16 protein-coding genes are annotated in these 22724 nt (G+C 54.4%); 6 read left to right on the top strand and 10 right to left on the bottom strand.

Features of this window, described 5'->3' with window-relative positions; genetic code table 11:
• Window positions 1-153: 153 nt before the first annotated feature.
• On the bottom strand, window positions 154-1860 hold the full coding sequence (locus ACIPR4_RS14010; protein WP_013569321.1) for a hypothetical protein: 1707 nt from the start codon (window positions 1858-1860) through the stop codon (window positions 154-156).
• A gap of 192 nt (window positions 1861-2052) precedes the next feature.
• Between ACIPR4_RS14010 and ACIPR4_RS14005 the strand changes: the two genes are divergently transcribed.
• Window positions 2053-2841 carry a hypothetical protein gene (locus ACIPR4_RS14005; protein ID WP_041586102.1) on the top strand — a complete coding sequence of 263 codons (789 nt, stop codon included), beginning with the start codon at window positions 2053-2055 and terminating at the stop codon, window positions 2839-2841.
• Window positions 2842-2882: 41 nt separating this feature from the next.
• Window positions 2883-3662, top strand: a complete 780-nt coding sequence (locus ACIPR4_RS14000) for a pyrroline-5-carboxylate reductase (protein ID WP_013569319.1) — start codon at window positions 2883-2885, stop codon at window positions 3660-3662.
• 92 nt (window positions 3663-3754) lie between these two features.
• On the opposite strand, the gene ACIPR4_RS13995 is transcribed toward ACIPR4_RS14000, so the two are convergent.
• From ACIPR4_RS13995 to rraA, 6 genes are all read right to left on the bottom strand, one after another.
• On the bottom strand, window positions 3755-4567 hold the full coding sequence (locus tag ACIPR4_RS13995; RefSeq protein ID WP_013569318.1) for a hypothetical protein: 813 nt from the start codon (window positions 4565-4567) through the stop codon (window positions 3755-3757).
• Window positions 4560-5855 carry a multicopper oxidase family protein gene (locus tag ACIPR4_RS13990; protein WP_245536343.1) on the bottom strand — a complete coding sequence of 432 codons (1296 nt, stop codon included), beginning with the start codon at window positions 5853-5855 and terminating at the stop codon, window positions 4560-4562. Before ACIPR4_RS13990 ends, ACIPR4_RS13995 begins: the two co-directional genes overlap by 8 nt.
• A gap of 177 nt (window positions 5856-6032) precedes the next feature.
• Window positions 6033-7133 carry an aminotransferase class I/II-fold pyridoxal phosphate-dependent enzyme gene (locus ACIPR4_RS13985; RefSeq protein WP_013569316.1) on the bottom strand — a complete coding sequence of 367 codons (1101 nt, stop codon included), beginning with the start codon at window positions 7131-7133 and terminating at the stop codon, window positions 6033-6035.
• A 103-nt stretch (window positions 7134-7236) separates the two neighbouring features.
• Window positions 7237-8037, bottom strand: a complete 801-nt coding sequence (locus ACIPR4_RS13980; protein WP_013569315.1) for a LuxR C-terminal-related transcriptional regulator — start codon at window positions 8035-8037, stop codon at window positions 7237-7239.
• Window positions 8038-8110: 73 nt separating this feature from the next.
• Window positions 8111-9340, bottom strand: coding sequence for a PepSY-associated TM helix domain-containing protein (locus tag ACIPR4_RS13975; protein WP_013569314.1), 1230 nt, complete (start codon window positions 9338-9340; stop codon window positions 8111-8113).
• Window positions 9341-9391: 51 nt separating this feature from the next.
• Window positions 9392-9895 carry a ribonuclease E activity regulator RraA gene (gene rraA / locus ACIPR4_RS13970; RefSeq protein WP_013569313.1) on the bottom strand — a complete coding sequence of 168 codons (504 nt, stop codon included), beginning with the start codon at window positions 9893-9895 and terminating at the stop codon, window positions 9392-9394.
• A gap of 307 nt (window positions 9896-10202) precedes the next feature.
• On the opposite strand from rraA, the gene ACIPR4_RS13965 reads away from it, so the two are divergent.
• Entirely contained in the window at window positions 10203-11471 is a 1269-nt protein-coding gene (locus ACIPR4_RS13965; RefSeq protein ID WP_187290185.1) for an MFS transporter, read from the top strand.
• Between the two features lies 1 nt (window position 11472).
• Here the strand turns inward: ACIPR4_RS13965 and ACIPR4_RS13960 are convergent, their stop codons facing one another.
• Complete coding sequence (locus ACIPR4_RS13960) at window positions 11473-12378, bottom strand: GntR family transcriptional regulator (protein WP_144312438.1); 906 nt, start codon at window positions 12376-12378, stop codon at window positions 11473-11475.
• A 244-nt stretch (window positions 12379-12622) separates the two neighbouring features.
• Here ACIPR4_RS13960 and acnA (ACIPR4_RS13955) point away from each other — a divergent pair, with 244 nt between their 5' ends.
• From acnA (ACIPR4_RS13955) to ACIPR4_RS13945, 3 genes are read left to right on the top strand one after another with little or no spacing between them, the layout of a single operon-like run.
• Window positions 12623-15307, top strand: coding sequence for an aconitate hydratase AcnA (gene acnA, locus ACIPR4_RS13955; protein WP_013569310.1), 2685 nt, complete (start codon window positions 12623-12625; stop codon window positions 15305-15307).
• A 23-nt stretch (window positions 15308-15330) separates the two neighbouring features.
• Window positions 15331-16083 (top strand): GDSL-type esterase/lipase family protein, encoded by a 753-nt coding sequence (locus ACIPR4_RS13950; protein WP_013569309.1) that lies wholly within the window; start codon window positions 15331-15333, stop codon window positions 16081-16083.
• A gap of 53 nt (window positions 16084-16136) precedes the next feature.
• Window positions 16137-17762, top strand: coding sequence for a tannase/feruloyl esterase family alpha/beta hydrolase (locus tag ACIPR4_RS13945; protein ID WP_013569308.1), 1626 nt, complete (start codon window positions 16137-16139; stop codon window positions 17760-17762).
• 60 nt (window positions 17763-17822) lie between these two features.
• Here the strand turns inward: ACIPR4_RS13945 and ACIPR4_RS13940 are convergent, their stop codons facing one another.
• Together ACIPR4_RS13940 and acnA (ACIPR4_RS13935) are read right to left on the bottom strand one after the other, a co-directional pair.
• Window positions 17823-19346: an ABC transporter substrate-binding protein gene (locus ACIPR4_RS13940; RefSeq protein ID WP_041586100.1), complete on the bottom strand. Its 1524-nt coding sequence runs from the start codon at window positions 19344-19346 to the stop codon at window positions 17823-17825.
• A gap of 298 nt (window positions 19347-19644) precedes the next feature.
• A complete protein-coding gene (gene acnA / locus ACIPR4_RS13935) occupies window positions 19645-22479 on the bottom strand; it encodes an aconitate hydratase AcnA (protein WP_013569306.1) in 2835 nt (944 codons plus the stop codon).
• Between the last annotated feature and the right edge of the window lie 245 nt (window positions 22480-22724).

Raw genomic sequence — 22724 nt, 5'->3', positions numbered from 1 at the left:
CAATATTGCATCGACTAAATCACAGAAGCATGTTCTTGCCCTGGCCCCGCAAACTTTGCGGTCGAGATCGTCTAAGGTAAGAGGCGCTACCGATGCGGTCGTCTTCCTTACGGCGTAGAACCTAAGCGCAACAGTCTTGACCTTCTTTTTCCCCTATCGGCGGCTGAGTTGCGGCTGGGTTGATGGTTCCCATACATCGCTCGTTGTTCCTACGAGTTCCTTCATATTCGACCAGGTGCGACGTCCAGGGATAGTTTTGCGGCCGAGGACCACGGCCTGAGCATAAGCGATCATACGTTCCTTCACCCGGCGTTTTTCCTGGTCGGGCCAGGTTTCGTAGGGGTGTGGGCCACGCACCACAACGAGGTCTTTTTGACCATTGACCCGGCTGTAAGAATCCATTGAACCCTCCAGGCCATCCGCATAACACCAAAGACCTCGCGCGAGGAAGACGCTGGGCCATTTGCTCATCCCTGCCAGGATTGCGGAACTTGGAAAGAACACGATATTGTTTTCGATCTCGATCCCACCGATGAAGAGTCCACGATCCCGCCCCGGCCCTCGTCCATCGTCCTTCGGAGTCGTCTGTGATTCGAGATAGCCGACGCCGCTTGAAAATTCGGCAATCAGGAGAGCACCCTTGATATTGTTGTCATGTACTGGCTGCCCACAGGTGATCGTCGGCAGATCATAGCTGCAGTCCTTGTCGAAGTTGATCGTCATGGCCCAACCGCTCGCCATCGTACCTCGCGAGCTGCCGAGAAACATCACCGGCATGCCAGCATCGGGTGTCCCGCCACGGATCGCTGACGCGGCGTCTCGATCTTGACTCAGCCCACCAGTCGCGGAGAGCGCGCGTATGCCTTTGCCCGTTCGCAGACTGGCGACAATGCTTAATAGGTCATGCCCTTGCTGGAGCGTGTTCGTGTCACTGTAGCCACCCGAGATACCAACACCACGCCGATCTATCGCCAGCACATCGAAGCCGGCTTCGTGGAGTTCATACCAGACCTGCCGCCAAACCGCTTCGCCTTTCACGCCGGTGGTAGCGTTGGGCCAATCGTCGTTGGGGATTGTTTCCCCCGTCTTTGGATCGATCGTATAGGCCTTGTCGGAAGGGTCATCGATTGCGGTGATTCTGTCACCTCCGCCGCCGCTCATAATGATCAGCGACCGCACCTTGCCACCGTGACCATTCTTGACGCCATCGCCACAGATATACCAGCCGCGGATCTTAATATCGTCCGGTGCGTGCATGTGCAGACGCTCGTAGGCTTCTGGAGGGGCGGAGAATTCGACGGTGTAAGTCTTCGAGTCAACCTTAGCGATCTGCTCGTTGTAAGGCGCCCTGGCAAAGAACGCGGGGCGTCGAATCGTCTTCAGATCGGTGTTGCTGCCCTTTTCTTCTATCTTGCCCAGAAGGAAACGGCTGTGTGGATCGGTGAGGCTGTGTTCCTTGTTGGGTGGATGTCGAGAGAGGACCTGTTTATAGACACGGTCGTAGCAGCTCTTCTCTTTCTTACAATCTTCCCAGCGGCTACGCAGCTTGGCGTCTGTAAACTCGTCGACATAGAAGTCGCCGCGGTAACCTTCGGGCGGCTGTGCTGCAACGGATGTGAAAGGGATGCATGTCTTTGGGCTGGCCTGCGTGGGCAGTAGGTAGCCCGGCAAGACCAGGTCGCGGTCATAGCCAACCCGCGCTTTGCATTCGGGCGGTGGGACCGGCGCTCGGGTTGGCCGGAATTTGTCAGCTGTGCTGGAGGTTGTCTGTGCAGAAGCAAACACAGCAAGCAAGACCGTCAGTGCCAGAATAGAGCTGGCATAAGGAAGCTTGGTTCCACTGCTTTTAACTCGATTCATAACCGGCCTCAGAATTTGTATAAGTTGGTACGTGTCCGTCGTCTTAAATGGCTTTTGTTTTGATAAAAGACAATATATCATCAAGAAATACAATCTCTCATCAAAACCGTTGCAAGAGCGAATGGAGAACCCATGGCAGTCGCGTCCTGTTTAGAGCTATGTGTGGGAGTAGGGTTGAGGGCGCGTCACTGCATGACGCGTCTCTGGCAGGCTCGTCTCCTCTTATTCTTTGTTGGAGTCCTTCAACTGTCGACCGCATCCGGCTTGGCTGCTGGTTCGGAGGGTGGACCTCGGCAGCTACTCATTACGTATCGCTGTGCTGCGGTCGACCGCCCCGCGTTCCGTAGCTATCTTCAAGACCAGGAAGGGGCAATGCTTGAGAAGTTGAAGAGTGAAGGAGTTCTAAAGGGATATCAGATTCTCTTCAACCCTTTCGTCACGACTGGTACCTGGGATGCGATGACGATCCTCAACTTTTCAAACTATGCCTCCACGCAGCGATGGAAGGAGATAGAGCGCAAGTCTCCCGGTGGTCTCTCGGCAGCAGGTCTGAAACTGGCGAAACCAATCCAGACCTATTCCGCTGATCTCGAATGGGAGGGCAGTGATAAAGCACCTGGATCTGCAAGCAAGAGAGTCTTTTATGTGATTCCTTACAACTACAACTCCCTCGACCAGTACAAGGCTTATGTCGATGGCTATGTCATTCCGCAGGTGCAAGGCTGGATCAAGGAGGGGGTTCTAAGTCGCTATTCGATTTATCTAAACCGCTATTCCGTAGGCGATCCCTGGGATGCTCTGTTCATCTACGAGTATCGGGATTTAGAAGATTTTGGCAAACGTGAAGAGACTGTAGCCAAGGTGCGCGGACCGCTACGTAACGATCCAGAGTGGAAGCATCTCAATGACATTAAAGCTACAATCCGCTCCGAAACGGAAAATACCATTGCAGAGCTTATCGTGGGGGATGCCAATCTATAACAGGCTGATCAATGTAAGCGCTCAACACGGATGGACAGAGAATGAAACTAGGATTCATCGGAACTGGCACAATCGCGGCCGCTATCGTGAAAGGTCTTCAAGCGAGTCCGGCCAAATGTCCCGTCTTTTTATCGCCTCGCAATGTTGAGATAGCCAGACGGTTGGCTGAGCGGTACGCCAACGCGCAGATTGCAGCCACAAATCAGGCAGTGCTCGATGCCAGCGACACAGTGATACTCGCGGTACGTCCCCAAATAGCGCATGAGGTTCTTACGTCGTTGAGGTTTCGGCCCGACCATCATGTCGTTAGCCTGATTGCTGCGGTGTCTCTGAAGTATCTGCAATCGGTCACAGCGCCGGCCAGTATCGTTACAAGAGCTGTTCCGTTGCCAGCCGTCGCTTACAGGCAGGCGCCTACCGCTATGTATCCGCCAAACCCGACGATCAAAGCTTTATTCGATGAACTCGGCATAGTTATCGAGCTTGAGAGCGAAGCAGAATTCGACGCATTCACAACCGCTACCTCTATTATGTCTACTTACTTTGGCTTCGCGGATACGACGGCATCCTGGATGGAACATCAAGGAGTTGCACCGCAAAAGGCCCACGCATTTGTGGGACAGATGTTGCGCGGCCTGGCCGCGGCAACCACCGTTGCTCCCGACCGTACGTTTGCGCAGATGGTGGAAGATCACCAGACGCCCGGAGGGCTGAATGAGCAGGTATTCAGAGCCTTACTGCCTGATGGCAGACTCGTTGAACTGGATCGCGCTCTGGATGGAGTCTTAGCGCGCCTCATAGCAGGAAAGTTGAAAGGATAATTCGCCAAAGCGAAGAGACACCCAGAGCAGATCACCAATTGCCAGTTGGCATCGAATGCAGAAAAAAGCTTTTGCTGTTATCTCTTTCTTTACTACTCGACAGTTGAATGCCTTCCCCAGTCGAAACGTCTGCCTAAAATTCCTTTCACGATCAGGTGGTCAGTTGCGGAAGTTGGTCCTACGCCAATGCCTAGGTTAATCTCCCACTTTGGAGAGACGTTTAAGTCTGTGACGGCAAAGATCTGCTGTTGCTGGTTATGGAGTGTATCGAACCCACCGAGTCGGCCGTAGTCGGCATAGTATTCGAGGCCACCACTCACTTTTCGTGTGAAGTCATAACTGATCTTCGCCCCCGGAGAGAATCCGAGGCCCTGATTCACGTCTGGGCCATGCCACGTGCGCTCCAGCGCTGGATTGATGGCAAAGTACCAGCGACCAATCGTCTTGTCGATGATGGGCCGTATCTCCCAAGTCCAGGTGTCCGGCGAGTAGATAGCCCTTTGGTAGCCGACTTCCGTCGAAAGGCTTAGACCAACGGGAAGATGCCAACTGTCTGGTGCTCTCACCCGTGGTCGTATGTGATCTCCCACCCATTGGATGCCGTGCCCGTCCTGTTCGCTGGTGAAGATATAGAAGCCGATCTCCGACCAACTGTTGATCCCCTCGGTAAGTTCGAGCGTCTCATGTTCCTGGTGGTTTGTAGGAATGACCTTGCCGATGTAATTCTTCTGGCCTTCAGGAGTAAAGTTTGAGTGGAGTTCAACCATCAGGTTTTTGGGTGGAACAGTATCTGCACCGTAGACCTGAATTTCGTAGTTGCCCTGGGCCTTCGCGGGATGCGCCGCACAGAGAGCAAAGGCAAGCATCAGCATCTTCACGCACTGTCGAGTAATTGACTTAGGCATAGTGGAACACCATCATGAATCCGCGGTCCATGTGATCCTGCTGGTGACAGTGAAAGAGAGTCTTACCGGGATTGTCGGCCACAAACTCGACCTCCGTGGTACTTCCAGCACGAACCAGCACGACATCTTTACGCAGTCCGTGCAACTCCGCATTGTCGTCAATGCGCCGGACCTCAAAGGTGTGTCGATGGAGATGCATTGGATGATCGTCGGTACTCTTGTTCTTCATGACGAGTCGATACCTCTGGCCTGTCTGAAGAACAGGGGAATTATTCTGTGGATAGCTTTGGCCGTTGATTCTCCAAAGTTCTTCGTTCCCATGGCCTTGAAACTTGGAATCGAAGAGAAGGTCGATCTGCTTGGCATCGGGAGAGCTGGTTGCTGTTGCGGCGTCTCCAGCAAACTGCTGATAGTTCCAAACGAGTTCCTGTGGTTGGTTCCATACAGGTTTGCCCTTTGAGTTTGCGTACTCGATGACGATTCCCATGCCGATAGCCTGAATATGCTTGCGGACTTCGCCCAAAATCCAGACCCCGGGGTTTTTCATTTCGACGATGGCGGAAACACGTTCGGCGGGTGACAACCTTAGCATTCTGACCGACTGTGATTTCGGTACGGTGTTGCCATCCAGCGCTATGACATTGAAGTGATGACCCGAAAAAGAGATCCAGTGAATCTCAGTCGGACTGGAGTTGAGTACATGAAAGAGAACTCGCTCACCCTGTTTCACTTGCACGGGATCTCCGAAGCCAAGCATTTTACCGTTGATGGTAGCAACGTCGTATACCGGATTCATGGAGCCATCGTCGCCGCCCATGAAGTGTCCTGCCCAATCATGCAGCGCCAGAAAAACCTCGCGGTCATAAGGTGCTGGGTTCTCACGGGGTTCAATCATAAGAAATCCGTGAAGTCCGCTGTACTGCGCCTTCATCAGATTCTTACCCGCGAACGTGTGGGTGTGATACCAGCGGAATCCCGCCGGATCTGGTTTCATGACATAGCGGGCGGAACCGCCGGGAGCAATCATCGGTGTCCCTTCTTCCATTGCACCGTCAATATCGGAGGGCAGGAAGAGGCCATGCCAGTGAACCACCTCCGGATCACTGGTTAGATTGCGGATTGCAACGGTTTGCTCTTGCCCTTGTCGCATTCGCAGCAGCGGTCCAGGCACCTGCCCGTTATAGGCGAGAGTATGGATGTGATGTCTGGGCGAGGCTTCGAGAGTGTAGGGTGCTATTTCCAGTTTGACGTCCGAACCGGCCGCTCCACGGGCGATTTCTGGCAGCAATAGCGAGCCTGCAGCCAGTCCGAAAACTTGACCGAAGCGTCTGCGGGTAAGCGTCGATGGTCGTACTTGATACGGCATGTCTATAGTATGTCCGATGTGGCTTATGTCTGGCGGATCCAGAGCCTTGTACGATGCTTTGATCCGCCAGACGATGCTTCCATCGTGATCGGTGGTCGTTCAGCCGCGTAAAGCCTTTGAAATCCCCTCGAGACCGCGTTCAAACTCTTCGGATGTTGGCCATCCAAATCCTAGCCTGAAGTATGTATCTGGCATCTCAAACCAGTGCCCAGGACCCAGGTAGGTGCCATGCTGTTCCATGAGACGCTGATAAAATTTGGCCGTCCCCCCGTTAGGGATACTCTTCATACGTGGAAAACACACAACGCCTCCGGATGGCCGAACCCACTCTAAGAGTTCTTCGCTGTTGATCCAGTCGCTTACGATTCCCAAACGGCGACGCATCTCCGTAAGTGTGGGGCCAAGAATTGCAGTACGATTCGCGAGAATTTTCTCGCCTATCCACTCATGAAGTACGCTACCGCAGATGCTGATCTGCTCTTTGGCAGCGAGAAAGATCTCCTGAAGATTTTTGTCTGAAGTAATCAGCCATCCAAGTCTGATTCCCGGTACTCCATATGCTTTAGAGAGGGAGGAGACGCTGATTACATGCGACCCCAGCGAGGCGGCCAAGGGGAGAGCACCACCTAACGATAGATCACGATAGGTTTCATCTACGACAAGATAACAACCATGCTTGCGTGCGAGTTGCACTAACTGTCGAAGCTCGCCCTCGCTCATCATCACTCCGGTAGGGTTGTGTGGACAGGTCACGCTGATGAGTTTGGTGCTGGGTCTCACAGAGGCTTGAAGCGCTTCCAGATCGATTTTGAAGCCATTCTCGAACGACAGATCGACAAATGTGATTTGACATCCAATGGCGCGCGGCGTCTCTAGATTCGTTGCGTAATTCGGACGGACCACAACCAAATGATCTTGAGGCGACAGGAGAGCGGTCGCGATGATAAATAACGCGCCTGCAGCGCCCGCGGTGATCAGAACATCGTCGACTGACAGCTCTGGGTTTTCTTCGATAATCAATTTGCGCAATGCTTCGCTACCGCGATGCTCGTTGTAAATCAGAGCGAGATCGGGAATTTCCAGGTTGAAATCGGATAGGCGTTGATCTGTGATCGAACTCTCCGACAGGTTGTAACGGATGCGGCCATAGCCAAATTCTTCAGGTGACTCCACCTCAATCGGCATTCTCACGTATTGCATGGTTGAAACCTCCCTGTGTATTCGAGAAACATATCGCTTCTGACTTCATCTGGACACCCCCCTGATGTGGGGGTCTCATCCGGGGAGATGGAGCAGGCAAACGTTAGTGAGTTGATCTGGGCGCGTTTGTATTATTCCAAGCCCCAATTTGATTGCGTTGACCATGGTAGACAGCAAATAGTTCAGCAAGCGAGCAGATCTGAAGTTTTCGGAAGATCTGTTTTCGATAGTCTCTTACGGTGTGTCTGCTAATCTCCAATCGCAGTGCAATCGCCTCAGACGTGCAACCGATCAACAGCAGATCTGCTATCTGCTGTTCGCGTGAGGAGAGAAGAGCAGCTTCAGGAAACCTTCCGGCGATTCGCATTCCAGAAAGAGCGTCATGTCGGCTAAATGCTTCGGCTATTGGCCCGCAAAGCGTTTCCAGGTCGGCAAGCTTTGTATTAGAAGCCAGGGATCGCGTCAGTTTCCTGTAAATACTGAACTCTACGACACCACCACACGCAACAAAGTAGAGGCCAAGTTCCTCAAGCCGAGTTGGCCAGCCAATCGTTCGGAACCCGAGCTCTTCTTCGGGCGAGAGTTGAAAGTATGATCCTGTACGCTCGTCAGGTTGGGGAATAGCTTTATAGTCGCGCACCCGGACTGCGCCAAGACTATTTCGACACTTGAGGACTGGATTTAGGCGGTGAGTAAAAGAGATGTAATTTTCTATGCCTTGGCGGCAATCGACTGAATCAAAGTTGTCAAACACGAGCCTTGGGGTTTCATCAAAGCGGTGTATCACGATCGTCGCAAGATCAAACCCGGAGAAACAACAGAGCGCATTCGCAGCAACAACCGGAAATTCATCGTCTCCGATGGCGCCGATGACCTGCGTAATGGTTTGAAAGACTGATTGCATACTGCCTCCAACCGGATTGCATGATTGCTTGCGACAACGCTTGGATTGAATCGGCGCAGACGATTGCGGCGACTCAACGGGATCTTCCGAGAAGAGCTTTCTCCGCGATAAGACGCACTCTAATTCGTCGTCTCCACATGAGAAATCCGCTGCAGAATAGAACTGCAGGCATCAAGCCAGTGGCGCACCAAACAAGGCGCGAGGCGACTCCAGCGAATTCTCCATAGTGAATCTGCATGAGGCCCGTAAGAAATCGCTTCATGGCAGGGCCGCTTTTTAGTTCACTTACCTTGACGACGTGCACCGTCCCATCATCAGTCTGCTTAATCTGAATTTGATTGTTCCCGCTGCGGCCATATTCGCCGGGAAGTTGATAGGTGATGGTTACGGGTTCTTTGGCTTTTTGGGGGAGGGTAAGAATCCGCCATTCCGCATCAGGCTCCGCTGCATGGGCAGTAGCAACGATGGCGTTCAACGAGAGCGGATAAGGTTGTTTCTTCGCCTTAATTTCCGCATCTGACCGTGTCATTGCGGCCTTGCCTAAAAGCGGTTTGATGGCGGAAGAGGCTTGCGGTATTGTTTCTGGAAGAAGCGCCTTGTTGATGGTGGAGCGCCACGCCATATAACAACCCGTTGAAGCGATGACCAGGAGCGGCCACATTGCCCAGAATCCAATAGCATAGTGTAAAGGACGGGCATTGGCGCGGGGGCGAAATCGAGACGAGGTCCAACGCTTCGGCCACCACAGAATCAGCCCGCTGCACGCCATGAAAATGGCCACAAAGGCTACACAGGTCTGCAGGTATGCGCCGTTCTTGCCAAGGAACAGAGCGTGATGGAAGTTCACTACAAAGCTCATCACATCTTTACGCGGACCTCTTGTGCCGAGGACGGAACAAGTTTGCGGATCGGTGTATACGGTCGTTGCTTCTTCTTTGGTTGTTGAGCCCATTGGGATCGTGAGCCACTCCAGGGTTCCATCGGGATGGACGGGCAGGCGTACGCTGCGTACGGTCTTGAGTGGATTGACGGCCTGGGCTGTGCTCACGCAAAGGTCAAGATTTGCGGTTGGATCTGTTGCTGGTGTGTGTGATGAAGTGTGGGTGAGGGAAGGGAAGATGAGCCTTTCGAGTTCATAACGAAAGATCAGCGCGCTACCGGACAGACCAATTAAGACCAGCAGAGCCCCGAGACTCAAGCCAAGCCAAAGATGGACGGCGAGAAGAAGTGAGCGGTTCTGCGGCTGCGACTTGCTCTTTGCAGCAGTTCGACGATCAGGGCGACTCGTTTGGTCCGTCAGCATGTGCCTCCAATCGTCATCCACGCTATGTCATTAGATTGGCGCCCGATGTGGTTATGCATTCTTCTTTTGCAGCAGGTTCTCCTGGGAGACGAGGATGCCATCCTCATCGCTATAGATCCAATCCCCAGGGCGAAAGACGACGTTACCAAACCGAACGGCCACATCAGATTCGCCTATTCCATTCTTCCCACTCTTCCTGGGGTTGTTGCCGAGCGCCTTGATGCTGATTTCCATCTCCCTCAGTGCAACTGAGTCGCGCAGAGCACCGAAGATCACAATGCCTGCCCAGCCATTGCTGATCGCAAGAGACGCAATCTGATCACCTACCAAAGCTGAGCCTAGAAAGCCTGCACCGTCGACGACCAGAACTTCACCGTCCGATTGGGCTTCGAGGGCACGGCGTACCAGTACATTGTCGTCATAGCATTTAACCGTGCGGATCCGGCCGTGGAAGGATGAACGTCGGCCAAATTGCAAAAACTGCACGTCACAGGAAGCGCAAAGGTCGCTATAGTCATCGATAAGGTCGGCGGTTGGAATGCTTCGCATCTTCATCAAATTCCTCTCAAGCAAGTGACTGGAATGAAGTTTGGAGAGGGACCGTGTGCACCTCAGAGATAGCGCCTTGTATTCAGACCGTTTTGATTATTAGTACATCAAAATACAATTTATTGACAAGGCCATGAGTGCAGCCCTAGTATCCGCACAAGTCTTTTGGTCCCGTTACACCCGTACTATCGCTGCTTTCAGAATTGGAGCGCCCGCACTGATGTCGATCAACCTAGCTGAAATTAGAAGTGAGCCTGCCCGGATCCCGATCTCGACCAAAGAAGAGCAACTACGGCAACGCACGATGAAAAAGGTGAGTGCTCATCTCATTCCATTCATGATCGCCATGTTCTGCGCGAACTTTCTGGACCGCGTAAATATCAGCTTTGCCGCACTGCAGATGAATCACGATCTGCATCTGACTCCACAGATCTATGGTTTTGCGGCGGGCATTCTTTTTGTGGCCTATACAGGACTTGAGGTGCCAAGCAACCTGATCCTGCAAAGGGTGGGTGCGCGGATTTGGTTGTCGCGCATCATGATTACCTGGGGGATCATTGCTGCGGCAAACGCGTTTATTTTTGATAAGCACTCGCTTTACGCTGGACGACTATTGTTAGGTGCGGCAGAGGCCGGGTTTTTCCCCGGCATCATGCTTTACCTGGTGCGTTGGTTTCCAGCCAGGGAACGTGCTGCGGCCATCACGATCTTCATGATTGGCAATCCGATCGCGATTATCTTTGGTGCGCCGCTTTCAACGACGTTGCTTTCCTTCGGCAATATGCTAGGTTTCGCGGCGTGGCGATGGCTTTTTTTCTTGGAAGGATTGCCCTCAATGGTGTTGGGCATTCTTGCAATCTGGTGGTTGACGGATCGACCGGAAGAGGCGAAGTGGCTGGCCCCTGACGAGCGCGCCTGGCTCGCATCGATCCTGCGCTCTGAATCGAAAGAGCGCGAGTGTGTGTCTCCAGCAACAGCAAGTGCGGTCTTTCTGCATGGGCCGACGCTGGCGTTTGCAGCCTCGAAGTTTTGTGTCTTGTTGTCCTTTTACGGGATTGCACTTTGGCTGCCGCAGATTGTGAAATCAATCGGCCATCTGACAACTCTACAGACGGGCTTCGTGTCTGCCATTCCATATCTTTGCGCGGCAGTCGGCAGCATTTACGTGGGCCGCAGGTCGGACCGGACAGGGGAACGGCCGCGCCACATTGCATTTCCAGCGTTCTTTGGAGCGGCTGGTTTCATTCTCGCGGCGTATTCGGGAAATGCGTTCCTCGCCATGGCTGGACTTTGCATTGCCGCGACTGGTATCTGGTGCTCCAACACGATCTTTTGGACGATGCCAGCTGCGACTCTCTCAGGTGCATCGGCTGCCGCTGGATTTGCGCTGATCAACTCGGTTGGCAACCTGGGAGGCTTTTTCGGTCCCTACATGACCGGGTGGGTGCGCGGTGCTACGGGCAATTATGCGTTGACGCTGGTATTTCTGGGTGGATTCCTTGCGCTGAGCGGTGTGATCGTATTGATGATTGGACGGAGTAATCGCAGAAAAAATGACCTAACGGCACTGCGCCAGGCGTAGGTTAGAGGTCTTTAGAAGTAACTCTTGTTAGCGCTGATCCAGCCTTTTGTGCCAGCCCTATCTTCTGTGTCCGCGCACCCTCAAGGTGCTTCTGTAAGAAGGCGGAGGCCGCCTGTAAGTCTCCACTCTCAACCAAGTCAAGCAGAGCAAGGTGCTCCTTGCACTGTTGAATCATGCGCGAGCGTCCGGCGGTAAGGCGGTATTCCATCAGGCGACGCAAACGATTCACGCGCCGAATGGATTCCAGAAGGAAGGGATTCTGAGCTCCCGCTACAAGTGTTTCGTGAAACGCAGCGCCGATCTGGAAAGTATGGCTGCGGCTATAGCTGAAGATTCCGCCGTCTAGCATCGCCTGCTGTTGATTGCGGAGATCCGCGATTGCATCGGTACTCAATGTATAACCGGGCTCAAGCAGAGCGACCGGTTCGATGAGCAGTCGGAAGCGGAAGCTTTGCTCGTACACTTCAGGCGAACTTAGAGTGGGTTGAAACTCCCAGCCGTGGCCCGGAAGCCTCTCGAGCCAGCCCTCGTGCTGCATGCGCAGGAGGTATTTGACCAGCCGGCTGCGACTTACGTCGTAGTGGCGCATGAGCTGGTTCTCAGTGAAACGTTCAGGCAGCGCTCCCGAAAGACGGTCGGCCGCAATGTCGAAGTACACCCTATCGTCTGTTTCTCCCGCCTGCAGATGCTGATGTTCAAACGCATCAGCGTCGCGCAGCAGAAAATAACCTCGATTCGGCCGCTTCTCCAGAACGTTCATCTCTTCGAGTAGTCGGAACGCCTCCCGCACCGGAGTCCTGGAGACCCTAAACGCATCTGCGAACTCCTGTTCCGCCAGATGCTCTTCGGCCTTCCTTTTCGTAGTGCGGAGCAACTCTACGATCTGTGAGGCGAGTTGCGTTGGCAACGCGGATGATTCCGTTTCTGAACGGCTCTGCTTACGCTTCAATTCCGAACCTTCTTTTCCTGCAGTAGATGCGAAATCCTGGATCGGCTACCGTGTCAGGCGACCTAGTAACGGTATGAATCCAAACCACGATGATTGTACTTTGTACTATTTGTTTTTTATTGGTATAAAATACGAATAATCCAATGCTTAGATGTGACATAAACCGGATGAGCTACGAGCTGCGTGGCGGTAAGACGCCCCAATGAAAGAGCGGCTGAATGACACAACTTACGCACGAACAACGAAGCTGCTCATTGCGAATGTGGAGTACGTTCTTGTCTCGGCAGGATGGGGCGACGAGAATTTTCGCCGCTTGCCTTGTTCCTTGAAGATTCTGGCCGAGAATGCTGCCCGCCGGTCACCTGGCTCGCTCAACGCTTTTCAGTCCTGGCTCGCGGGTGGCGGACGCACGCATGCCGAGATCGAATTTTATCCGGCTCGTGTATTGATGCACGATACGACGTGTGTGCCAGCGCTGGTGGACATCGCGGCGTTGCGAGACGCTGTCGTCCAGCGTGGCGGAGATCCGGCGATCGTTAACCCTCAGATTCCAGTCGATCTTGTGATTGATCATTCGGTCATGGTGGACCGCGCAGGATCGGCGGACGCATTCCTCTTCAATCTTGATCGAGACTTTGAGCGAAACGCCGAACGCTACTCTTTTATCCGCTGGGCACAGCAAAGCCTGGCTAACTTTCGTGTGGTGCCGCCGGCCACGGGGATACTGCATCAGGTGAACCTGGAGCACTTGAGCGAGGTGGTGCGTGTTGTGCCACAACTTTCCGGCCCGCCCATGCTAGTTCCCGATACGCTTGTAGGGACCGACAGCCATACCCCGATGATCAATGCGCTCGGGATCCTCGCATGGGGTGTCGGCGGAATCGAGGGAGAGGCCGCTGCGCTTGGTCAGCCCATCGCGCTGCGCGTACCAGAGGTCGTCGGTATTCGACTGGTCAATCGCCTGCGGGCCGGAGTGAACGCCACGGACCTGGCCCTTACGTTGACCGAGGTATTGCGAGGCGTCCAGGTTATCGAAAAAATTGTTGAATTCTTTGGTCCCGGCATCACCTCTCTGAATGTTGCAGACCGCGCTACAGTATCGAATATGGCTCCAGAGTATGGTGCTACATCCTCCTTGTTTCCGATCGACGAACGTACCCTGGAGTATCTGCGACTGATTGGCAAGAGCGCCCATCACGTTGAGATCGTTGAGGACTACGCGAAGGTGCAGGGGCTTTGGCATACTCCCGACCATGTACCGATGTTTACCGAAGTGGTCGAATTTGATCTTGCTACAGTAGAGCCAAGTCTGGCGGGACCGAAGAGGCCGCAGGACCGCGTTGCTCTCTCGCAGGTACGAGATAGCTTCCTTTCCATGCTTGCCGCGGCGCCGATTGAGGTGAAACAGCCGCGTTCCATCGTGGTTCCGGGACAGCCCTATTCTGTCCAGGATGGTGCGGTACTCATCGCGTCCATCACCTCCTGCACGAACACATCGAACCCCGCACTGATGATTGGGGCTGGTTTGTTGGCGCGTAACGCGCGGCGCAACGGGCTTAGCGTGCCTCCCTGGGTGAAGACCTCACTGTCTCCCGGCTCTCATGTCGTGTCTGACTACCTTCTTGCCGCCGGGCTTCAGGCACCTCTCGACGAGCTTGGCTTTCAGTTGGTCGGCTACGGATGCATGACCTGCATCGGCAACTCCGGTCAGATTGACGACGAACTGGCTCTGCTGGCGCAGCGGGACGAACTCGTGGGGACTGCTGTGCTTTCGGGCAATCGTAACTTTGAAGACAGGATTAACCCCTCCGTGCGTGCGGCATACCTGGGTTCTCCGGCGCTTGTGGTCGCATATGCGCTTGCCGGTTCGGTACTCATCAATCTTGCCACCGAGCCCCTGAGTATCACTACGGTTGGCGTTCCTGTTTATCTTGCGGATATCTGGCCAACGGATGAGGAGATAGAAGAGGTGTTTGCTGAGTTTGTTACACCCTCCGTCTTTCGCGGTCGCTCAGGCACTGTTTTCGCGGGGCCCGAGGCATGGCAGAAGATTCTTAGCGATGAAGGCCAAACCTACAAGTGGCGAGAGCAGTCTACCTATCTTCGACAACCGACTTACTTCGATGACGTGGCAAACTCTCCTGTTCCGCGGAGCAATATCTATGGAGCCAGACTTCTGCTGTTGTTGGGTGACTCGATTACGACAGACCATGTCTCGCCAGCAGGCGCAATCCCGCAGCATAGCCTTGCGGGAGTTTACCTGGCTGCTTGCGGCGTTGCTCCTACAGACTTCAATCAGTATTCAACGCGTCGTGGAAACCACGAGGTAATGCTGCGTGGACTGTTCAGTAATCCTCGATTGCGCAACGAGCTCTTACCTTCAAACAAAAGTTCTATTCCGCAAACACTTTTGCAACCCGAAGGTGACGTACTCTCCGTCTACGAGGCGGCCCTGCGCTATCGTGAGCGACAGACGCCGCTTCTCATCATTGCCGGAAGTGACTATGGGGGTGGCTCGAGTCGGGACTGGGCCGCCAAAGGACCGGCTCTGCTGGGAGTTCGTGCTGTGATAGCGGAGAGCTTCGAACGCATACACCGGTCGAATCTGATCGGCATGGGAGTGCTTCCGCTGCAGTTTCTCGATGGTAGGAAGCGGGACTCGCTGAGGCTCGATGGCACGGAGAGCTTCGACCTTTTGGGTCTTAGTCAGGACTTGATGCCCTCGCAGGTTGTTACGTTGCGTATTCACCGTCAAACGGGTGCCGTCGAAGAGATCGGACTTCTGCTGCGCGCGCAGACTGCGATGGAAGTTGAATATCTTCGACACGGTGGACTGCTGCCGTATGTTCTACGACAACTGCTCGAACTGGAGCCAGTGCACGCCTAGATATCACGACCAGGAGACGAAAGATGAAATTGTCCGCTCTGCTCTTTACTTTCTTTCTGGCTTCCGCAGGGATTTCTCAGACGACGCCAGCCACTGTGTCATCGGCTGCACCCTTGACGCATACTAATATCCATCCGCCTCTTGAAGACTGGGCTCGGCTTGGAGTCTACGAAGCAGAGAATAAGCGGCTAGCCGCATTGCCCATCACATTGCCCCGAGTGGTTTTTCTGGGTGACTCCATTACGAATCACTGGCAGGATGCAAAGTACTCCAGCCTGTTTCAGGACAAGCCGAACTATATTGATCGTGGTATCAACGGTGGAAATGCGGGTCAGATGCTGCTTCGTTATAGGAGCGATGTTCTGGCCCTGAAGCCGAAGGTAGTCGTCTTGTTGGCCGGAACCAATGATCTCGTCGCTTTCAAGGTTTCCGATACGGTCGCCTTCATCGAACAGACGATCAGCTCCATCGTGGATCTCGCAGAAGCGAACCATGAGCGCATCATTCTTTGCTCCGTGCTGCCAGTCAGCGATGCGCTCCGTCCGCAGACGACGGATCGTCATCCCGAAGACATCCTTCGGCTGAATGCATGGTTGAAGAGCCATGCGGCTGAGAGGCACGTCCAGTATGTCGATTACTACGCAGCGATGACAGATGGGCACGATCGATTGCAGACGTCCCTTACGATCGATGGTCTTCATCCCAACCACGCCGGGTACGAAAAGATGGAGCCCCTCGTGAATCAAGCCATTGAGCGAGAGCTGGCTCACCGATAAAAGTATTTCTCTATGCAATCGAGCAGACAATCTGACCCCAAAGGATATCGATCATGAAGAACTTGAATCGCCGAATTGGTTTGTCTGCATTTTTACTAGGAGCTGCCGCAGTTGCGCCACTGCGCGCTTTTGGCAGTACCTGTGGGGAACTGGGTTCGTTGCAACTTCCAAATACTTCGATTACATCGGCGGTCGAAGTCGCCGCGGGTACCTTTATTCCCTCATACGAGAAGTCGACCTCAGAGCGCAAGATCTATCCTGCGGCGGTACCAGCCTTCTGTCGCGTGGTGGGCGTGATTCATCCGGTGGCGGAGTCAACAATTGGCTTTGAGGTTTGGCTGCCTGTGGCCGCAGCCTGGAACCATCGGCTGCAAGGTGTTGGCAATGGCGCCTATAACGGACGCATCAGCTACGGACCGTTGGAAAATGCGGTCAACCTGGGATATGCGGCCACCAGCACAGACACAGGACATACAGGTGGCGATGTAAAGTTTGCCATTGGTCATCCGGAGAGGATAGCTGACTGGGGCTACCGCGCGGTGCATGTGACGACCGAAGCGGCAAAGCTGATCCTGAACAAGTATTACGGGGCGCCGCCGGTACATTCCTATTTCAATGGATGTTCCACCGGTGGACACCAGGCTCTGCAGGAGGCGCAGCGCTTTCCGGATGACTACGATGGCATTCTCGCAGGGGATGCCGGGAACGATCGCGTTCACCTCAACGTTGGCTTTCTCTGGGGATTCGCTGCGGTGCATCCTGACGGCCAACTGATTTTGCCGGACGACAAACTGCCGTTGATTCACAAGGCGGCGATCGATGCATGCGATGCAAAAGATGGTGTCAAGGATGGCATCCTTGAAGATCCCCTCGCGTGCAAGTTCGATCCCGCGGTGCTGCTGTGTAAAGGGCCAGAGACGGCTGCGTGCCTGACCTCGACGCAAGTAGAGGCGACGAAGAAGATCTATGCGGGACCGCGCAATTCTCGGACGGGCGAACAGATCATCGCCGGCTATGCTCCGGGCAGTGAGGTGATTACTGGTGGTGACTATACGGGCTGGAAAAACTTCATCACCGGACCGAAGGAACCATCGCGGCTCGACGTTTGGAAGTACTGGGTCTTCAACAATCCTGACTGGGATTGGCATACCTTCGACTATGACCACGATGTAACGACTGGAGACGCCAGAATGGCGGAGGTAAATGCCAGCAGCGGCGATCTGCGAGCCTTCAAAGCACATGGCGGCAAGCTCATGATGTATCACGGCTGGGTTGATCCGGTTGGGCCTCCTGGAGACGCAATTGCTTACTACGATAAGGTAGAGCACGTGGTGGGAGGCGCTTCCAAGGTGCAGGACTTCATGCGACTCTTTATCGTTCCGGGGATGTCGCATTGCAATGGGGGCCAGGGCTATGAACTGGCTGGTGGCGCGCGTGGCGTCGATGATCCAGACGGTGTACCCAAGTGGCCGCATCCAGATGCGGAACACGATATGTTGATTGCCCTCGACCGCTGGGTCAGCCAGGGTGCCTCCCCGGAGGAGATGATTGCCGCTCATCGTAAGGACGGAGTGGTCGAACGCACCATTCCTGTGTGCGCTTATCCCAAGGTTGCGAGGTGGAACGGCAAAGGTAGCTCGGATGAGGCGAAGAACTATCGCTGTGTCAATCAGCGTTAGAACTGCCGTGAAGGATGCATGATTGAATAAAACAACTCAGCTCAAATACGAGCTGAGTTGTTATTTAAAGCCGACACTCCACAGACGCTGCTGGTCGGCGGGCCAACCTCTGTAGCCGATGACGTTCGTTCGTACGGCGGCTATCCGTGTCGAGTTGTAGAGGACGACGGCGGGCACATCTTCAATAAACTGTCGCTGCAATGCATCAATCGCAAGTTGACGCTTTGCAGGATCCTCAATCTGCATCGATGCCTGAAGCAGCTGCTTGGAGTACGGCGTATCCCAGGTTTTGCGCGGCTCTTTGGATTTATCACCGATGAGGACGAGAAAGTTGAACGATGGATCGAGACGGGCGGAGAAGGAATGCGCCATCGTCTGGTACGAACCGGACGCGTATCGGTCGGATTGCGTGGCCCAGTCAAGGATTTCGATTTGCAGGTTGATTCCTGCACGAGCCGCCATTGCTTGGATAAGAACGGCGGAGTCAAAATTTTGTGGATAGCGGCGATTGGTGATGATCTGAATGGGCTGGCCGTGGTAGCCGCTTTCCTTTACGAGGCGACGCGCCATATCCAAATTCTGTTTCAGGATTGCAGATTCTACCGGCCCATGGAACGGGCTGACATTTGGGACAGGTGAGCTGTCGGGCTGAGCTGTGCCCATCGTTACTACCCTGGTCAACCCTATGCCGTCGATGGATAGAGCGATTGCACGCCGGATGCGGACATCTTGCAGAACTGGATCCTTTGTCTGAAAAAGGAGTACGTAAAAATCCATCTCTGAGTTCATCTCAATGCGGATGCCAGGCTTTCCTTTTATGCTGGCCAGTTCTGTTGCGTTTACAGCGTCAAGAACATCCAGGCTACCTCGCAGCAGTGCCACCCGTGCTGCCGATCCGTCGGGAATGATGAGAAATCGTACCTTGTCTACCAAAGCTTGCTTACCACCGCAGTTTCCATCACGCGGGCCCGGCAACGAAGCGTAGCGAGGGAAGCGGTCGAGTTCGATGTACTGGTTACGCTTCCAGACCCCTACCTGGAATGGTCCCGTACCGATCGGCGTACGAAAGATACCATCTGGTCCCACCGAATTACGTTGAAGGATGCCGGTGCCCCCGCAATCGGAGCGGGCGAGCGTTTTGAGAAAGAGTGGGGCTGCTTTGCTGAGTCGAATCACGACGGTTTGAGGATCAGGCGTGAGGATCGATAGGATTTGCGTCATGCCATCCTGGCTGAAATCGGAACGGCACCGCCAGTGCGTCTTGGGTTTCAGATAGCGGGTGAGCGACCACAGCACGTCATCGGATGTGAACGGAGCACCGTTATGAAAGACCACGCCTTCGCGCAACGTAAACGTGTAGGTTTTGCCCTCGTCAGAGATCTTCCAACGGCTGGCGAGCATGGGACCAAGCGATCCATCTTCCCGCGATGCAACCAAACCTTCAACGATATGGAGCACGACCGCATCCGTATTCGCATCGCGGAATGTCCCGGGATCAAGTGAAAGGATATCCGCGGCGAGGCGACCTCGCAGAACCGTTTCTCCAGCGGAATCAGCAGGAAGCGCCAACGCAATCAGCCCCACGCATACAGCGCCAACAAAGCGCTTCTTTTGCCACCGGTATACCTTTGATATTGCTGGCCGAAGGTGATCGGCGACTCCAGGGGGGGTGTCGGATCGGTGCGCTTCAAACATATGTGGCCTCGGCATCTTCGCGGATTTATTTTCTGACACTTAGGTGCAAACTCATTTCGAATCATGCTCGATAACGGACTTGATACGCTGAGCGGCCCATAGAACCTCGTCCGATGAAATGGAGTTCGATGAAGCCCTGCGTGAGAGTTCTGTGAATGAGGACGGTCGTCCTGTCGTATTGAAAGGTCTATGGTCTAGCTGCTAACTGACGCAGGACATACTGCAGGATGCCGCCGTGCTGGTAGTAGAGGATCTCCTGCGGAGTGTCGATACGGACGGTGACCGGAAACTCGATGAAAATGCCGGGTTGCGATTCAGTGCGAATAGTAATTGTCTTTCCACTTGTAAATTGAGTGTCGAGTAGATCGCGAAGCTGGCCTGGAGCAGTTCCGACGGAGTAGATCTCTTCACCGGTCAGACCGAGTGATTCTGCATTCTGGCCGGGAAGGAACTGCAACGGCAGAATGCCCATGCCGACCAGATTGGAGCGATGGATACGTTCATAGCTCTCGGCGATGACGAAGCGGACACCGAGCAGACGCGGACCCTTGGCAGCCCAGTCACGCGAAGATCCGGAGCCATATTCCTTGCCAGCAAGGATGGCCAAAGGCGTATTGCGTTGAGCGTAGGCCACGGAGGCTTCGTAGATCGTTGTGAACATACCTTCGGGTAGCAGCCGTGTGACGCCACCTTCCGTGTCAGGAGTGAGCTTATTGCGCAGGCGCACATTGGCGAAGGTGCCGCGGACCATCACCTCGTGATTGCCGCGACGGCTGCCGTAACTATTAAAGTCTGCTGGTTTGACACCGTGATCGGTGAGGTATTTGCCAGCTGGCCCGTTCGGTTTGATAGAGCCCGCAGGCGAGATGTGATCGGTAGTGATGGAGTCGCCTAAGGAAGCCAGAATGCGTGCTCCCTGCAGATCTTGAACCGGTGCTGGCTGTGATGGCATGCCTTCAAAATAAGGAGCTTTGCGGATGTAGGTCGATCCTGATTCCCAACCATAGGTCTGACCGACGGGAAATTGAAGGCGCTGCCAGTTCTGATCGCCGTCGGAGATGGTGCTGTACTGTTTGCGAAACATGGATGAGTTGATCGAAGAAGCGATGACCTCGGAGACCTCGGCCTGGGTGGGCCAGATGTCTTTCAGGAAAACAGGTGCACCTTCTTGATCGGGACCGATGGGGTCCGTATCAAAGTTGTGTCCAATATGCCCGGCGAGAGCATACGCGACGACAAGAGGGGGACTCATGAGATAGTTGGCGCGAACCTCGGGTGAGATACGGCCTTCGAAGTTGCGATTACCAGAGAGGACCGAGACGGCGACCAGCCCATGGTCTTCGATAGCCTGCGATACGTCCGTGAGCAAAGCGCCAGCGTTACCTATGCAGACGGTGCACCCGTAGCCGACGACATGGAAACGGAGTGCGTCGAGATACTGCATGAGGCCCGACTTGACGTAGTAATCCGTGACGACACGCGAGCCGGGTGCGAGTGAGGTCTTGACCCAGGGCGGTGTCTTCAAACCTTTTTCGACTGCTTTTTTTGCAAGCAGACCTGCGGCCATCATAATGTACGGGTTCGAGGTGCTGGTGCAACTGGTAATAGCCGCGATCACGATGGAGCCGTGATGCAGATAAGGCTCTGGATCAATACCGAACCGGCTACGTACGGAAGTCCTGGGCGATACCGGTTCGATTGGTGCGCCGAGGCTATGGGTGACATCTCCCTCTAAGCTGGCGTGCCCACCTTCGCCCTCCCAGCGGAGAATCTGGCGAATGCTGGATCGATTAGCGTTTGGACCAAGGAGGCCGGGGAGTTGGTGTTCGAAAGAGCTTGCGGTCGCCGAGAGAGCGACACGGTCCTGCGGGCGCTTAGGTCCCGCCACGCTGGACACCACTGATCCAAGATCCAGTGCTATCACAGAGCTGTATTCGGCCTCGGGCGTATCGGCAGTGTAGAAGAGACCCTGCTCGCGATAGTAGGCCTCAACGAGCGCGATCTGTTCGTCGGTGCGACCGGTCAGGCGCAGGTAGCGCAATGTCTCTGCGTCGACAGGGAAGAGCCCGCATGTCGCCCCATACTCAGGGGCCATATTCGCGATAGTGGCACGATCAGCGACCGGCAGCTCGGAGATGCTGGGACCATAGAACTCTACAAACTTGCCGACAACGCCGTGCTTGCGAAGCAGCTCGGTCACCGTCAGGACGAGGTCGGTTGCAGTGGTTCCTTCCTTCAACTTGCCCGTGAGGCGAAAGCCTACGACCTGCGGGATGAGCATGGAGACTGGCTGTCCAAGCATGGCCGCCTCAGCCTCAATGCCGCCAGCACCCCAGCCAAGAACTCCAAGACCGTTGATCATCGTGGTGTGGGAGTCGGTGCCAATGAGCGTGTCGGGATAGACCGTGACGTTACCTTCGGCGTCCGGTGTACCGGTGAAGACGACACCGGCGAGATATTCGAGATTGACCTGATGGCAGATGCCCATGCCGGAGGGCACAACGGAGAAATTATCGAAGGATGATTGTCCCCACTTGAGGAAGGAGTAACGCTCACGGTTGCGATGAAAATCCAGCGCAGTGTTGATGTCATAGGCGTTTTTAGTTCCGTACTCGTCCACCTGAACAGAGTGGTCGATGACGAGTTCAGCCGGTTGGAGTGGGTTGATCTTATTTGGGTCGCCGCCGAGGGCAACCATAGCGTCGCGCATCGCGGCGAGATCGACGATGGCAGGGATGCCAGTGAAGTCCTGCATGAGGACGCGGGAGGGCATGAAGGCGATCTCTCGGGACGCTTCGGCCTTCGGGTCCCAGTGGGCGAGAAAGCGGATGTCCTCCGCGGTGACGGTGCGGTTGTCTTCGCAGCGAAGAAGATTTTCGAGCAGAATGCGAAGCGCAAATGGAAGACGATCCAGGTTGATGCCTTCATCTGCCAGCGCGTGCAGGCGAAAAAAGTGCACTCTCTGATCGCCAGAGATCAGGGTGGAGGCGGCTTGAAAGGAATCCGGATGTTTGGAATTCATAGGTCTCCATTGGCACGAGTGCCGACCTGATGGACTGAGACATAGACCATAAAATCGTAGATCGACAAAAGCATCATTTTGATCTTAGTTTATATAAAATACAATTATGCAGCTTTTGTGTCACGGTTCCCACTAATCGAGAACAAATCTTCCTCCGACCTGCCGGAATGGAGAAAGTCGTAAGTTCTGAGGGAATCTGCAAAGGGGCTAAGAAAGTTGCTTTTTGTAACTCAGGCGTTTGTGGT

It is taken from the genome of Terriglobus saanensis SP1PR4, from assembly GCF_000179915.2.
GTDB classification, from domain to species: domain Bacteria; phylum Acidobacteriota; class Terriglobia; order Terriglobales; family Acidobacteriaceae; genus Terriglobus; species Terriglobus saanensis.
Note: the sequence above shows the minus strand (reverse complement) of the source record. Positions and strands in the feature narration are given on the sequence as shown.

Coding starts and splice junctions, on each gene's coding strand:
- ACIPR4_RS13995 (WP_013569318.1), bottom strand. CDS start 4,567: ATGCCTAAGTCAATTACTCGACAGTGCGTGAAGATGCTGATGCTTGCC.
- rraA (WP_013569313.1), bottom strand. CDS start 9,895: ATGAAGATGCGAAGCATTCCAACCGCCGACCTTATCGATGACTATAGC.
- ACIPR4_RS13985 (WP_013569316.1), bottom strand. CDS start 7,133: ATGCAATACGTGAGAATGCCGATTGAGGTGGAGTCACCTGAAGAATTT.
- ACIPR4_RS14000 (WP_013569319.1), top strand. CDS start 2,883: ATGAAACTAGGATTCATCGGAACTGGCACAATCGCGGCCGCTATCGTG.
- ACIPR4_RS13980 (WP_013569315.1), bottom strand. CDS start 8,037: ATGCAATCAGTCTTTCAAACCATTACGCAGGTCATCGGCGCCATCGGA.
- ACIPR4_RS13975 (WP_013569314.1), bottom strand. CDS start 9,340: ATGCTGACGGACCAAACGAGTCGCCCTGATCGTCGAACTGCTGCAAAG.
- acnA (WP_013569310.1), top strand. CDS start 12,623: ATGAAAGAGCGGCTGAATGACACAACTTACGCACGAACAACGAAGCTG.
- ACIPR4_RS13950 (WP_013569309.1), top strand. CDS start 15,331: ATGAAATTGTCCGCTCTGCTCTTTACTTTCTTTCTGGCTTCCGCAGGG.
- ACIPR4_RS14010 (WP_013569321.1), bottom strand. CDS start 1,860: ATGAATCGAGTTAAAAGCAGTGGAACCAAGCTTCCTTATGCCAGCTCT.
- ACIPR4_RS13945 (WP_013569308.1), top strand. CDS start 16,137: ATGAAGAACTTGAATCGCCGAATTGGTTTGTCTGCATTTTTACTAGGA.
- acnA (WP_013569306.1), bottom strand. CDS start 22,479: ATGAATTCCAAACATCCGGATTCCTTTCAAGCCGCCTCCACCCTGATC.
- ACIPR4_RS14005 (WP_041586102.1), top strand. CDS start 2,053: ATGACGCGTCTCTGGCAGGCTCGTCTCCTCTTATTCTTTGTTGGAGTC.